13 protein-coding genes are annotated in these 14,298 nt (G+C 56.6%); 9 read left to right on the top strand and 4 right to left on the bottom strand.

Features of this window, described 5'->3' with window-relative positions; genetic code table 11:
- The first annotated feature begins 21 nt into the window (after window positions 1-21).
- From priC to ACQUTP_RS09155, 3 genes are all read left to right on the top strand, one after another.
- Window positions 22-549: a primosomal replication protein N'' gene (gene priC, locus ACQUTP_RS09165; RefSeq protein WP_004204741.1), complete on the top strand. Its 528-nt coding sequence runs from the start codon at window positions 22-24 to the stop codon at window positions 547-549.
- Between the two features lie 12 nt (window positions 550-561).
- The gene (gene rsmS, locus ACQUTP_RS09160) at window positions 562-735 is read left to right on the top strand and encodes a pleiotropic regulatory protein RsmS (protein ID WP_004204742.1); all 174 of its coding nucleotides are present in this window, start codon (window positions 562-564) and stop codon (window positions 733-735) included.
- Window positions 736-802: 67 nt separating this feature from the next.
- Window positions 803-1,714, top strand: a complete 912-nt coding sequence (locus ACQUTP_RS09155) for an Rpn family recombination-promoting nuclease/putative transposase (protein WP_048294268.1) — start codon at window positions 803-805, stop codon at window positions 1,712-1,714.
- 35 nt (window positions 1,715-1,749) lie between these two features.
- Here ACQUTP_RS09155 and mscK read toward each other — a convergent pair whose 3' ends face one another.
- On the bottom strand, window positions 1,750-5,097 hold the full coding sequence (gene mscK, locus ACQUTP_RS09150; protein ID WP_049003083.1) for a mechanosensitive channel MscK: 3,348 nt from the start codon (window positions 5,095-5,097) through the stop codon (window positions 1,750-1,752).
- 128 nt (window positions 5,098-5,225) lie between these two features.
- Complete coding sequence (acrR, locus tag ACQUTP_RS09145; RefSeq protein ID WP_004204746.1) at window positions 5,226-5,876, bottom strand: multidrug efflux transporter transcriptional repressor AcrR; 651 nt, start codon at window positions 5,874-5,876, stop codon at window positions 5,226-5,228.
- A 142-nt stretch (window positions 5,877-6,018) separates the two neighbouring features.
- On the opposite strand from acrR, the gene acrA reads away from it, so the two are divergent.
- The 5 genes from acrA to maa all read left to right on the top strand — a co-directional run bounded on the left by acrA (window position 6,019) and on the right by maa (window position 12,210).
- Window positions 6,019-7,212, top strand: a complete 1,194-nt coding sequence (gene acrA / locus ACQUTP_RS09140) for a multidrug efflux RND transporter periplasmic adaptor subunit AcrA (protein ID WP_004204747.1) — start codon at window positions 6,019-6,021, stop codon at window positions 7,210-7,212.
- Between the two features lie 22 nt (window positions 7,213-7,234).
- A complete protein-coding gene (acrB, locus tag ACQUTP_RS09135; RefSeq protein WP_004204748.1) occupies window positions 7,235-10,381 on the top strand; it encodes a multidrug efflux RND transporter permease subunit AcrB in 3,147 nt (1,048 codons plus the stop codon).
- Window positions 10,382-10,865: 484 nt separating this feature from the next.
- Window positions 10,866-11,240, top strand: coding sequence for an Hha toxicity modulator TomB (gene tomB, locus ACQUTP_RS09130; RefSeq protein WP_002892066.1), 375 nt, complete (start codon window positions 10,866-10,868; stop codon window positions 11,238-11,240).
- A 26-nt stretch (window positions 11,241-11,266) separates the two neighbouring features.
- Complete coding sequence (locus tag ACQUTP_RS09125) at window positions 11,267-11,485, top strand: HHA domain-containing protein (protein ID WP_002892050.1); 219 nt, start codon at window positions 11,267-11,269, stop codon at window positions 11,483-11,485.
- Window positions 11,486-11,643: 158 nt separating this feature from the next.
- Window positions 11,644-12,210, top strand: a complete 567-nt coding sequence (gene maa / locus ACQUTP_RS09120) for a maltose O-acetyltransferase (protein ID WP_004204750.1) — start codon at window positions 11,644-11,646, stop codon at window positions 12,208-12,210.
- On the opposite strand, the gene ACQUTP_RS09115 is transcribed toward maa, so the two are convergent.
- Window positions 12,182-12,304: a hypothetical protein gene (locus ACQUTP_RS09115; protein WP_032426076.1), complete on the bottom strand. Its 123-nt coding sequence runs from the start codon at window positions 12,302-12,304 to the stop codon at window positions 12,182-12,184. The genes maa and ACQUTP_RS09115 overlap by 29 nt on opposite strands.
- 42 nt (window positions 12,305-12,346) lie before the next feature.
- On the opposite strand from ACQUTP_RS09115, the gene ACQUTP_RS09110 reads away from it, so the two are divergent.
- Window positions 12,347-12,817: a YlaC family protein gene (locus ACQUTP_RS09110; protein WP_004204751.1), complete on the top strand. Its 471-nt coding sequence runs from the start codon at window positions 12,347-12,349 to the stop codon at window positions 12,815-12,817.
- Here ACQUTP_RS09110 and ACQUTP_RS09105 read toward each other — a convergent pair.
- The gene (locus tag ACQUTP_RS09105) at window positions 12,786-14,243 is read right to left on the bottom strand and encodes a PLP-dependent aminotransferase family protein (RefSeq protein ID WP_064150583.1); all 1,458 of its coding nucleotides are present in this window, start codon (window positions 14,241-14,243) and stop codon (window positions 12,786-12,788) included. The two genes, ACQUTP_RS09110 and ACQUTP_RS09105, sit on opposite strands and share 32 nt — an antisense overlap.
- Window positions 14,244-14,298 lie beyond the last annotated feature (55 nt).

Below are 14,298 nucleotides of genomic sequence, written 5' to 3'. Positions count from 1 at the left end.
GATGGAGAATGGAGGGGGTTGGTGAAAACAGCTCAACTTTTACAAACGCTGAACAATCAGCTCAGCGAGCTGGCCGCGCAGGTGGCGCCGCTGGCGGAGCACGCGACCCTCAGCCCGCGCTTTGACCGCCAGCTCTTCCACACCCGCAGCACGCTGATGCAGGCCTATCTGGCGGAAGCCCAACACAACTTTCACCAGCTCCGCCAGGCCGTCGAGCGCCAGCAGTTGCCGCAGGTAGCCTGGATCGCCGAGCGTCTGGCGGCGCAAATCGCTGCGCTGCGTCGCGAAACCGCCACCTGGTCGCTGCGCAGTTGGGACCATGCCTCGCCAACGCTGAGCCGCTGGCAGCGCCGTCGCCTACAGCATCAGGAGTATGAGCGCCGCCTGCTGGCGATGCGCGACCAACGCCAGCGCCAGCTGACGCAGGCTACCAGCCTCGACGAGCAGCAGCGGCTGGCCAGGGAAGTCGAGGTCTACAGTGGACGGCTGGCGCGCTGCCGACAGGCGCTGGATAAGATTGAAAACGTACTGGCGCGGCTGACGCGCTAACAGGAGAGTCCGATGTCGCTGGAAAATGCCCCCGATGAGGTCAAACTGGCCGTCGATTTAATCATGTTGCTGGAATCACATCAGATCCCGGCGCAAACCGTGCTGGACGCGCTGGAAATTGTCAGGCGGGATTATGCAAACAAGTTAAAAAACGCGGAAAGCGCCTCGCAAACGCCGCAGAAGTAAGATGTTGCCCACGGCGGAGTGCTGGCAGAGTGGTCCTCTGCGCATGACGCCGATGGAGGCAATATTGATGGAAAAGGTCAGTCAAACCCCGCACGATGCGGTTTTTCGCCAGATGCTGATGCATCAGGCGGTGGCGAAGGATTTCCTGCAGCTGTATCTGCCCGCGCCGTTTCTGGCAATCTGCGAGCTGGATTCGCTGCAGCTGGTCTCCGGTAGCTTTGTTGAAGAGGACCTGCGCGCCAGCTATTCCGATATCCTTTACTCACTGCGCACCCGCCACGGACCGGGCTATGTTTACGCGCTGATTGAGCACCAGAGTACCCCGGACAAGCTGATGGCGTTTAGACTGCTGCGCTACGCGCTGGCCGCCATGCAGCGTCATCTGGACGCTGGCCACGATACGCTGCCGCTGGTGGTGCCGATTCTGTTTTATCACGGCAAGGTCACCCCCTGGCCCTGGCCCCGCAACTGGCAACAGCTATTCGCCGAACCGGCGCTGGCGAAGGCGCTCTATAGCGGTGATTTTCCGCTGGTGGACCTCACCGTTATGCCAGATAATCAGATAGTCCGTCATCGGCGAATGGCCATGCTGGAGCTGTTGCAAAAGCATATCCGCCATCGCGATCTGGCCGAGCTGCAGGTGCCGCTGATCGCGCTGATGACGCAAGGCTATCTGACAGAAGCGCAGTTGAATACGCTGCTGCGCTATATGTTGCAGGCGGGTACAACGGAACATCCGGGGGCGCTGATCCGCGCGCTGGCGGCGCAGTCGCCCAGGCATAAGGAGCTGATGATGACCATTGCCGAATGGCTGGAAGAGAAAGGCCGTAAACAGGGGCAGCAGGAGGGCGAGCAGGAAGGTCGAGAAGCCGCCACTCGCAGCATCGCCGCCAGAATGCTGGCGCGCGGCCTCGAACGACAAATCGTGCGGGAACTCACCGGGCTTAGCGACGAGGAGCTCGCCGCGCTGGCGCCCTGATGCAACAGGGGCGGCGTTGCGCCGCCCCTCTTCAGTTAAGACGCGACGGAGGGAGCTAAATCGTCGCCCTTTCCATCCCGCTTCACTTCCGTGACTTCATCACCCTTTTCATTTCGCAGATGGACTTCCAGCTGGTTAAAGGCAATGTTGATGTCATTCTCCCGGCACAGACGGTCGATGGCGCGGTTGAGCTCATCAACCGTATAGCTGCGATCGCGCAGTTCACGGACATACAGACGTAGTTCATGATCCAGCGTACTGGGGCCGAAGGTGGTGAAGAAGACCGCCGGCGCTGGCTCCTGCATCACTTTCGGATGATCGTGCGCCACCTTCAGCAGCACCTCCTTCACCTTATCCAGGTCGGAACCATAGGCGACGCCGAGGCGGATCACCACGCGGGTCACGGTGTCGGAGAGCGACCAGTTGATCAAGCGCTCGGTAACGAACGCCTTGTTCGGGATGATCACCTCTTTGCGATCGAAGTCGGTAATGGTGGTGGCGCGAATACGGATTTTGCTTACCGTACCGGAGAAGGTGCCGATAGTCACCGTATCCCCAATGCGCACCGGACGTTCGAACAGAATAATCAGGCCGGAGACAAAGTTACCGAAGATCTCCTGCAGACCAAAACCTAAACCAACCGACAGCGCGGCCGCCAGCCATTGCAGTTTGTCCCAGGAGACGCCCAGCGATCCGAATACCGTCATCGCCCCAATGGCGATAATCGCATAGTTAAGAATGGTGGTGATGGCGTAGGAAGTGCCCTGGCGCATATTGAGCCGCGACAGGACCAGCACTTCCAGCAGCCCCGGCAGGTTGCGGATTAGCGCCCAGGCAACCATCGACGCCACAATGGCAAACAGCAGGCTGCCCATCGTCACGCTGCGCACCACGCTGGCCCCCGCCTCGGTGCCGTTGTAATGCCAGAGGGTGATGCTGTCGAGATAGGCGAAAACGGTGATCAAATCCGACCAAATCGCCCAGAACATGACCGCGAACAGCGCGATCATCACCAGCATGGTGATGCGCAACGTCTGCTGGTTAACCTGCTCGAGGGCGATAGTCGGCTCCTCCTGCGGCTCGGCGCCTTCCGCGCCCTCCTTCACCAGATGCTGACGGCGCGCCAGCGCCCGGCGCCAGGCGATACGCCGCGCCGCCACGCTCAGGCCACGCAGCACGGTCTGGTACAGCAGGTTCCAGATCATTACCAGATAAACCGTCTCGATCCAGCGTCCCGCCAGGCGCAGCGTGGTGTAGAAGTAGCCGGTCGCCGTCAGCACCATCAGGGCCACCGGAACGATAGACAGCACCGTGATCGTCAGCAGGCGCAGGCTGTGCGACTCTTTATCGCGCCAGCTTTCCCGGCACATCGGCCAGACCAGCACCGCGATCAGCAGTAAGTTGAAGAAAATCACCAACTGCCCCAGCACATCGTCCATCAGGTTCAGCGGCGACAGCTCGGAAATCACCGACCAGAAATTCAGCGGCAGCAGCGCCAGGCTGACGCGGACAATCTGCCGCCGCCAGTGGCTGGTCAACTGCGCCGGCATATTAAAGTGGCTGACCGCCACGCCGTTCTTTTCCAGCACTTTCCAGCACAGGCCAAACACCAGCCAGAACATCGCCAGTTTTTTACTGTACGCCCACAGCAGTCCGCTAATATTTAACTGCATGGTGAGTAAGATCAGGCCAATCGCCAGAATCACCAGCACCACCGGTAAGGCGCGGATCAGGTCGATAAAGATCGCCTTCGGCGTATGCAGTTGGGTATCATTGCGTAGTTGGCCTACCTGAGAAGCCAGCTTCGCCTGATAATCCTTGAGCCACTGCAAACGCCAGCGGATCAGGCCGGCAATTAGCAGCAGCGGTAATCCGGCGAGGAAAGCGATAAATACCGCCGGCCACGCTTTTTCCCAGTTCACGGTGATTTTCATCGCCTTAAACTGACCTTTCAGCGCTTCCGGGAAGGCCTTAATCCACTCCCAGTCCATCGGTTTATTGCTGTTCACCCAGAAAATTTGCTGGGTCAGGATTTCTTTCAGGCTGCTGGAGACGCTCATCAGCTGCTGCTGATTGATCTGCAGGTTGATGGCCATCATCAGCTGGTTCCCCAGCTGTTTATTGAACTGGTCAAGCAGCTCGCGACGCATGTCGATCACTTCCAGCAGCGCGGCGTGCACTTCATCGGTTACTTCAGCGCTGTGCCCCTCTTCCAGCTTAGCGACATAGGCATCGCTCTGGAACAGGGCGTCGCGCTGCTGGTTAACTTCAAACTGTTCGAGCCGCAGGTCGGCAATGCGATTAGTCATATCCTGCAGCTCATCCGCCGACGGCAGCGTCTGCTGCTGCTGATAAAGAATGCGCGACAGCAGCAGGCTGCCCTTGAGCACGGAAATTTGCTCTTTAATATCCCGCTCAGACTGCAGAGCGCGGTCGAGCCAGTTCTTTACCTGGATATTGCGCTGCACCAGCTGGTTGCCATTCTCCGTCGCCTGGATCAGCTTCTCGCTCAACTGGTGGTTAACATCCAGCTCCTGCTTGACCAGCGGGTTGGCCTGAATACGCGTGGTTTCATCCGGCGTGACCGCCTCCTGGGCGGTTTTCTCAGTCAGCGTCAGCCGCTTGCTGTTCACCGCCTCCTGCAGCAGCTGCAGCTGATGCTCCAGCCGGTTGCTCCAGGCGGTTACATAGTCACGCTGCTTCTGCAGGGTATCCTGCAGGATAGTGTTGCCTTCGAGGCTCTTACGCTGCTGCTCGATCTGCGCGTTGAGCAACGCCTGCTGGGCCTGCAGCAACACCTGCTGGGTCGGACGCAGAGTCTCATCGCCCACCGAGGTGCCATTCAGACGATTACGGATCTGCTGCAGCTGCTGGGAGGCGTTGTACATCGCATTTTGCACCCGTTCCGGCTGCGTTTGCAGGGAAACCAGCTGGCTGTTGTAGGTTGCCAGATCGTTTTGCGCATTCTGCAGATCGTCCAGCGTTTGGGTGACGCGTGATTCCAGCTGACGCAGGGAGAGCGTGCTCAGCGTCTTGCGCGTCGCGTCGTCGTTCGGGACATCGCTCAGGTTGTTAAGGTTATCCACCGCCTGGCGCAGCTTCGACGGGGCTTGCTCGACCTGCTGGCGGAGCTGCGTCGTCTCGCTCTTGATGCGATCGATTTTATCCAGCGTTTCCAGGGTCTGGGTCAAATCCTGCTGGACCAGTTTATCCTGCGGAGTCAGTTCCTTTTGCTTGTTTAATGTGTTGAGCTGACTCTGCACCTCCGCCCGGTCAGGGAGGTCTGCGGCGCGGCCCTGAACTGGACTGAAAAGGCCAATAAAACAGAGCAGCATAATGGTAAAGATGAACGTGGCGCGTTGCCTGGAGATCGTGTGCAGCATAGTTAATATGAATGAATGCAAATGCCGGAGAATACCGGGGGTCGTCGCAAGCGCGCAGAATAGCACTTCTCATCGCTGGCGAATAGCGGCGGACCGCGCTAAAAATTCACGCTCATCCGCACGCTTCGTTAAGCTGGCAGGCTCTCCGGGCCGCGAAGCGTGGGGCAGAATTGATACATCTCCAGCAGGATGGCGACGTAGTCACGCGCTTCCGCATGCAGGTCGAACGAGTCGGGAGCAAACAGCCAGTTCTCCATCAGGCCTGAAAGGTAGCTGCGCATTAAAATCGCCGCTCGCCGGGTGAGTAAATTGGCAGGCAACAGCTTCGCCGCGATACACTCTTTTAAGGTTTGCTCGATACGCTCGTAGCTCGCCAGGGAGAGCTGCCGCTGGGCCTGCTGCACTACGGTCATTTCTCCGACGAATTCACACTTATGGAAGATAATCTCCATCATCAACCGACGACGCTCTTCTGTCACTGTCGCTTCAAGAACATAGACTAATATCTCCCTGATAACTGAGAGTGGATCGTTGGGGAATTTTGCCCGATACTCAATTTCGAGATCGCTAATACTGGCGTCTGACAGCTCCCAAATTTCGTTGAATAAATCTGATTTATTCTTGAAATGCCAGTAGATAGCCCCCCTCGTTACACCCGCAGCTTTTGCAATTGTTGCCAACGAGGTAGATGATACGCCTTGCTGCGAAAACAGACGCAGAGCAACATCCAGAATCAGTTGCCGGGTTTCACGTGCCTGTTGTTTGGTTTTTCGTGCCATAGGTTAATGACTTTACAGAGGTTACGTTTACATACATTTGTGAATGTATGTACCATAGCACGACCATAATAGAAAGACTGTAGTGGGTTTGTGGTTGTTTGAGCCACTGAACATTTTGAAATTGGACACTCGAGGTTTACATATGAACAAAAACAGAGGGTTAACGCCTCTGGCGGTCGTTCTGATGCTCTCAGGCAGCTTAGCGCTAACAGGATGTGACGATAAACCGGCTCAACAAGGAGCCCAGCACATGCCGGAAGTCGGTATTGTGACGCTCAAATCCGCACCTCTACAAATAACCACCGAACTGCCAGGCCGCACCAGCGCCTATCGCATTGCGGAAGTTCGTCCTCAGGTCAGTGGCATTATTTTAAAACGTAACTTCGTGGAAGGTAGCGATATCCAGGCCGGCGTTTCCCTGTATCAGATCGATCCAGCCACCTATCAGGCCAGCTATGACAGCGCCAAAGGCGACCTGGCAAAAGCCCAGGCGGCGGCAAACATGGATCAACTGACGGTCAAGCGTTATCAGAAACTGTTAGGCACTAAATATATCAGTCAACAAGACTACGATACCGCCGTCGCGACGGCGCAGCAGAGCAATGCGGCCGTGGTCGCGGCGAAAGCAGCCGTTGAAACCGCGCGCATCAATCTGGCCTACACCAAAGTCACCTCGCCGATTAGCGGCCGCATTGGTAAATCCGCGGTGACCGAAGGGGCGCTGGTGCAAAATGGTCAAACAACCGCCCTGGCAACCGTTCAGCAGTTGGATCCGATCTATGTCGACGTCACCCAGTCGAGCAATGATTTCCTGCGCCTGAAACAGGAGCTGGCCGATGGCCGTCTGAAACAGGAAAACGGGAAAGCGAAAGTGGAGCTGGTGACTAACGACGGTCTTAAGTATCCGCAGGCCGGCACGCTGGAATTCTCGGATGTCACCGTCGATCAGACCACCGGCTCTATCACGCTGCGCGCTATTTTCCCTAACCCGGATCACACCCTGCTACCGGGGATGTTTGTCCGTGCCCGTCTGGAAGAAGGGGTTAACCCTGACGCCCTGCTGGTGCCGCAACAGGGTGTCACCCGTACGCCGCGCGGCGATGCAAGCGTCATGGTAGTGGGTGAAGGCGATAAGGTCGAAGTCCGCCAGGTCACTGCTTCTCAAGCGATTGGCGATAAATGGCTGGTCACTGACGGTCTGAAATCCGGCGATCGCGTTATCGTCACCGGCCTGCAAAAAATCAAACCAGGCGTGCAGGTAAAAGCGCAGGAAGTAGCTTCTGATGATAAACAGCAAGCCGCAGGCAACGCGCCATCAGAACAAACCAAGTCTTAACTTAAACAGGAGCCGTTAAGACATGCCTAATTTCTTTATCGATCGCCCCATATTTGCATGGGTGATCGCCATCATCATCATGCTGGCTGGGGGATTATCGATCCTCAAATTGCCGGTGGCGCAATATCCGACGATTGCGCCGCCAGCAATTTCCATTACCGCCATGTACCCCGGTGCTGACGCCGAAACCGTGCAGAACACCGTGACTCAGGTTATCGAACAGAATATGAACGGTATCGATCACCTGATGTACATGTCCTCGAATGGCGACTCCACCGGTACGGCGACCATCACCCTGACCTTCGAATCCGGTACCGATCCGGACATCGCCCAGGTTCAGGTTCAGAACAAGCTGGCCCTGGCCACCCCTCTGCTGCCGCAAGAAGTACAGCAGCAAGGGATCAGCGTTGAGAAAGCGTCCAGCAGCTTCCTGATGGTTGTCGGCGTTATTAACACCAACGGCACCATGAACCAGGACGATATTTCGGACTACGTGGCGGCCAACATGAAGGACCCGATCAGCCGTACCAGCGGCGTCGGCGACGTTCAGCTTTTCGGTTCCCAGTACGCGATGCGTATCTGGATGGATCCGAATAAACTGAATAACTTCCAGCTCACGCCGGTGGACGTGATCAGCGCTCTGAAAGCGCAGAACGCCCAGGTAGCCGCTGGTCAGTTAGGCGGTACGCCGCCGGTGAAAGGCCAGCAGCTCAACGCGTCCATCGTCGCACAGACGCGTCTGACCAATACGGAAGAGTTTGGCAACATCCTGCTGAAGGTGAACCAGGATGGTTCCCAGGTTCGTCTGCGTGATGTCGCCAAAATTGAGCTTGGTGGCGAAAGCTATGACGTGGTGGCGAAGTATAACGGCCAGCCAGCGTCCGGTCTGGGTATTAAACTGGCTACCGGCGCGAACGCGCTGGATACCGCCAACGCGATCCGCGCTGAACTGGCGAAGATGGAGCCGTTTTTCCCGTCGGGGATGAAAATTGTTTACCCGTATGACACCACCCCGTTCGTGAAAATCTCTATTCACGAAGTGGTTAAAACGCTGGTGGAAGCGATCATCCTGGTCTTCCTGGTGATGTATCTGTTCCTGCAGAACTTCCGCGCTACGCTGATCCCGACCATCGCGGTGCCGGTGGTCCTGTTAGGGACCTTCGCGGTGCTGGCGGCGTTTGGCTTCTCGATAAATACCCTGACGATGTTCGGGATGGTGCTCGCCATCGGCCTGCTGGTGGATGACGCCATCGTGGTGGTCGAGAACGTCGAGCGCGTCATGGCCGAAGAAGGCCTGCCGCCGAAAGAAGCGACGCGTAAATCGATGGGGCAGATTCAGGGCGCGCTGGTAGGTATCGCCATGGTGCTGTCGGCGGTATTTATCCCGATGGCATTCTTCGGCGGTTCAACCGGCGCCATCTATCGCCAGTTCTCCATCACCATTGTTTCCGCAATGGCGCTATCGGTACTGGTCGCGCTGATCCTGACGCCGGCGCTGTGCGCCACGATGCTGAAGCCTATCCAGAAAGGCAGCCACGGCGCGACCACCGGTTTCTTCGGCTGGTTTAACCGCATGTTCGATAAGAGCACGCACCATTACACCGACAGCGTAGGCAACATTCTGCGCAGCACCGGTCGCTATCTGGTGCTGTATCTGATCATCGTGGTGGGCATGGCGTGGCTGTTCGTTCGTCTGCCGAGCTCGTTCCTGCCGGACGAAGACCAGGGGGTATTCCTGAGTATGGCCCAGCTGCCTGCCGGCGCCACCCAGGAGCGCACGCAGAAAGTGCTGGATGAGATGACGAATTACTATCTCACCAAAGAGAAGGACAACGTGGAATCCGTGTTTGCGGTTAACGGCTTCGGCTTCGCCGGCCGCGGCCAGAACACCGGTATCGCGTTCGTCTCGCTGAAAGACTGGAGCCAACGTCCGGGCGAAGAAAACAAAGTTGAAGCGATCACCGGTCGGGCGATGGGCTACTTCTCGCAGATTAAAGACGCGATGGTCTTCGCCTTTAACCTGCCGGCTATCGTTGAACTGGGTACCGCGACCGGCTTTGACTTCCAGCTGATTGATCAGGGCGGCCTGGGACACGAAAAACTGACCCAGGCACGTAATCAGCTGTTTGGCATGGTGGCGCAGCATCCTGACGTGCTGACCGGCGTGCGTCCTAACGGTCTGGAAGATACACCGCAGTTCAAAGTCGATATCGATCAGGAAAAAGCCCAGGCGCTGGGCGTCTCCATCAGCGACATTAACACCACGCTAGGCGCTGCCTGGGGCGGAAGCTATGTCAACGACTTTATCGACCGCGGCCGCGTGAAGAAAGTGTACATCATGTCCGAAGCGAAATACCGTATGCTGCCTGAGGACATCGGCAAGTGGTATGTTCGCGGCAGTGATGGCCAGATGGTGCCGTTCTCCGCCTTCTCCACCTCGCGTTGGGAATACGGTTCGCCGCGTCTGGAACGCTACAACGGTCTGCCATCGATGGAAATTCTTGGCCAGGCAGCGCCAGGCAAGAGTACCGGTGAGGCGATGAGCCTGATGGAAGAGCTGGCGGGTAAACTGCCGTCGGGTATCGGCTACGACTGGACCGGGATGTCTTATCAGGAGCGGCTGTCCGGTAACCAGGCCCCTGCCCTGTATGCCATCTCGCTGATTGTCGTCTTCCTGTGTCTGGCAGCGCTGTATGAGAGCTGGTCGATTCCGTTCTCGGTCATGCTGGTCGTACCGTTAGGTGTGGTCGGCGCGCTGTTAGCCGCCACCCTCCGCGGTTTAACCAATGACGTTTACTTCCAGGTTGGCCTGTTGACCACCATCGGCCTGTCGGCGAAAAACGCGATACTGATCGTTGAATTCGCCAAAGACCTGATGGAGAAAGAGGGCAAAGGGCTGATTGAGGCGACGCTTGAAGCGGTGCGTATGCGTCTGCGTCCGATCCTGATGACCTCTCTGGCGTTTATCCTTGGGGTTATGCCGCTGGTTATCAGCTCCGGTGCTGGCTCCGGTGCGCAGAACGCCGTCGGTACAGGCGTAATGGGCGGGATGGTGACCGCGACGATCCTGGCTATCTTCTTCGTGCCGGTGTTCTTTGTGGTGGTTCGTCGCCGCTTTAGTAAGAAAACGGAAGATATTGAGCACAGCCATCAGGTTGAGCATCATTAATCTGCACTACTGAACAAAGGGCCGCCACCGCGGCCCTTTTTTTGTTCATTACCGACAGGGCACATATTGCCATTGTTTATTTTTCGCGCTGCATTTAATATCTATTGATGTGTTGCAGACTATATCTATCGCGCTGTTTAGCCCTTAGGGTCTTCTCACGCTCATTTACCAGGAATAATCCTAATATCATCATTCACGGCCGGCGGTTTCTGAACGCGACGACTGCCTGTCTTAAACCGATGATTGATAAGACATCTCTATTTTTCAGGCTGCGCGCCCGGGCCGCAGAAATTAATTCGTCTATTTTTAAGATAATTTCTCTCTGATAATTGTAATTTTTCGTAATAGCACGATGAAATCTCCTGGAGAGTGGATTATAGTTAAATCAGCAGGATTACTCAGTTAGTGTCAGGTCAGTTAGTCGTGTTCATCCCACAACGGTGTTTGTTAGTCGTCGTTTAAACCACTCAAAAGGGGATGCGTTATGGACGAATACTCGCCAAAAAGACATGATATCGCACAACTACGCTTTCTCTGCGAAACGCTGTATCATGACTGCCTTGCAAACCTGGAAGAGAGCAACCATGGCTGGGTCAACGACCCGACATCGGCTGTCAATCTCCAGTTAAATGAACTGATCGAGCACATTGCCACATTCGCCCTTAATTATAAAATTAAGTACGCTGAGGATAATAAGCTGATCGCTCAGGTTGACGAATATCTGGACGACACATTTACGTTGTTCAGTAACTACGGCATTAACTCTACGGATTTGCAAAAGTGGAAAAAATCCGGTAATCGGTTATTTCGTTGTTTTGTCAACGCCAGCCGGGAAAATCCGGCCAGTCTTTCGTGTTAGGATTATTACAATCAAAAGGTGGAATTATGTCTGATAAGCCATTAACTAAAACAGACTATTTGATGCGCTTACGTCGTTGCCAGACAATTGACACGCTGGAGCGCGTCATTGAAAAAAACAAATATGAACTTTCTGATAATGAGCTGGCGGTATTTTACTCAGCCGCCGATCATCGTCTGGCTGAACTGACTATGAATAAGCTGTACGATAAAATCCCGACGTCCGTCTGGAAATTTATCCGCTAATTAGTGCGCCCGACGCGGTCTGCTGACCGGATGGTAATCGCCAGCCTCAGCAGGACATCTTTGTGATAGTCATCACAGCATTCAGCCAACAGCAAACTTGTAACCGGTTTCTTTTTTATACTGTTGCGACCCTCTAACGTCAGGTATAAGGAAGACCAATGAGTGAAGAAAAACGCAAAATGATCGCCGGTGAGCTCTATTTATCTGGCGACCCAACGCTTCGCGCCGATCGCCTGCGCGCCAGACAGCTGCTGCACCGTTATAATCATTCCGCCCCGAATGCGCAGGAAGAACGTCAGCATATTCTGGCCGAGCTGTTCGGTCGCGCTGGCGATGCGTATATCGAGCCAAGCTTTCGCTGCGACTACGGCTACAATATCTTTCTCGGCGCCGGTTTTTACGCCAATTTCGACTGTGTGATGCTGGACGTCTGCCCTATCCATATTGGCGATAACTGCATGCTGGCGCCGGGCGTCCATATCTATACCGCCACCCATCCGCTGGATGCTGAGGCCCGAAACAGCGGCCAGGAATATGGCAAACCGGTGACCATTGGACACAATGTATGGATTGGTGGTCGGGCGGTGATCAATCCCGGGGTGACCATTGGCGATAATGCGGTCATCGCCTCCGGAGCGGTGGTCACTAAAGACGTTCCCGCCAGTACCGTTGTCGGCGGCAACCCGGCGCAGATCATCAAGCGCCTTCCGCCGCCGAATGCGTAACTGTTATGCTTTTCTGTAACTGATCTGTTACTTTCTCCGCAGAATACTGCAACATAAAATAACCTTCAGGCTGAGCCTGCCGCACCTGATCCATCGGGCGCACGGGGCGGGCTTATTGCAGAATTCGGGGACCAAGATGACAGAAATACAACGCCTGCTGACTCACACCATTGACGAACTTAACGTGCAGGAAAAACGCGATAATCGCCCGCGTTTTAGCATCAGTTTCATCCGCAACCATCCGGGCCTGTTTGTTGCCATGTATGCTGCGTTTCTGGCGACGCTGGTGGTCATGCTGCGCTCTGAAACGCTGGTAGATTCGGTCTGGTTGTTGGTGGTGCTGTTCATCCTGTTCAACGCTTTTTTCTTCTTTGACGTCTATCCACGCTATCGTTACGAAGATATCGATGTCCTCGACTTTCGCGTGTGTTACAACGGCGAATGGTACAACACCCGCTTTGTCCCCCGACAGCTGATCGACCGTATCCTGCAGTCGCCGGACGTCGATAGCGAGCAGAAGGCACAGCTTAAAAAAATGGTCGACACCAAAGGCGAGCTCTCCTTTTACGATGTCTTTACGCTGACCCGCGCCGGTACTGCGCAATAAGACGATTCAGCGTCCGCAGCGCCAGCGGATAGCGGGAAGCCGAAGTATTGCCATACCCCAGCACCAGCCCGCTCCGCCCCCGCCGCGGGTCGAGATAGAAATGACTTAGCGCAGCGGGCGCCAGCTGAAACTGACGCGCCTGCTGCGCAATCGTTCGATCGTCGATCCCCTCTATGGCCAACGTCAGATGGAGTCCCCCTTCCCCACCGAGGACTTCGCACGGCACGGTAATCTCTTGCGCCAGCGCCTCGCGCAGCTGTTGCTGACGTTTGCGGTACAGACGACGCATCGCTGCCAGATGACGCGCATAGTGTCCCTTCTCGATAAAGCTGGCCAGCGCACGCTGTTCAGCGCGGTGCCCGCCGCGCAGCAGCGCGCCAATGGCCTCCTGAGCTGCATCCGCCAGCGCGGACGGCATGACCATAAAACCGATACGCAGCGCCGGAAACAGGGTTTTGCTGAAGGTGCCGAGATAGACCACCGGGGCATCCGGGACCATCCCCAGCATCGCCGGGATCGGCTCTCCGCTGTGGCGAAACTCGCTGTCGTAGTCATCCTCCACAATCCACGCGCCGTGCCGATGGGCATACTCCACCAACGCCAGACGCCGCGCGGCGCTCATGACGCTCCCAAGGGGATACTGATGAGAGGGTGAGGTGAAAATCAGCCGGGGTGGCTCTGCCACGCCGTTGGCGATACACATCCCTTCACCATCGACGGCCATCCCGCAGACCCGCAGCCCCGCTCGCTGGAAACCACTCCTGGCGCCCAGGTACCCCGGCTCTTCCAGCCACACGCTGTCGCCCGGGTTGGTCAACAGCGAGGCGCATAAGTTGACCCCTTCCAGCGCCCCCTCGGTGATGACGATCTGCCGGATATCGCACCGGATGCCCCGGGAGAGCGCCAGATGGCGGGCGATAGCCTCCCGCAGTTGGGGATCGCCCGCGGCCTCACCGTAGCCCAGCAGCGTGCTGCCTTCGTCGCGCAATGCCTTATCGATTAACCGCCGCCACAGCGGCAGCGGGAAATAGTTCACCGCCGGCATGCCAGGCGTAAACGGCAGCGCCGGCGAGTCACGGCGCATAGCGGCTGGCAGCCCCTGCAGCCGCTCAGACAGCACAACGGGTGGCGCGATTACCTCCTGCCGACCGCTAGCGGCGAGCGGCACCACCTGCGTCCCCTGACGGCTTCGCGTCAGGTATCCCTCCAGCGTCAGCTGCTCCAGTGCGGCATTCACCGTATTACGCGACAGATGCAGTCGACCGGCAATCACGCGCGATCCTGGCAAACGGCAGCTGGCCGCCAGGGTTCCCTGCAGGATGGCATGGCGCAAAGTGTGGTAAAGGGCGCGCTGCAGGGTTTCGTCCGTTCGCTGCCGCATCCCCTGCGTCACCAACCCATAAAACGCATCGTCCGGTATATTCATGTCGCCTCCTCGTGGATCCATAAAAACATACTCTAATGGCACTTTTTATGGAACC

Source organism: Klebsiella sp. 2-CIP_Kleb., from assembly GCF_050378715.1.
GTDB lineage: Bacteria > Pseudomonadota > Gammaproteobacteria > Enterobacterales > Enterobacteriaceae > Klebsiella > Klebsiella quasipneumoniae.
The sequence above is the reverse complement of the archived record's forward strand: the minus strand, read 5'-3'. Positions and strand labels throughout refer to the sequence as shown.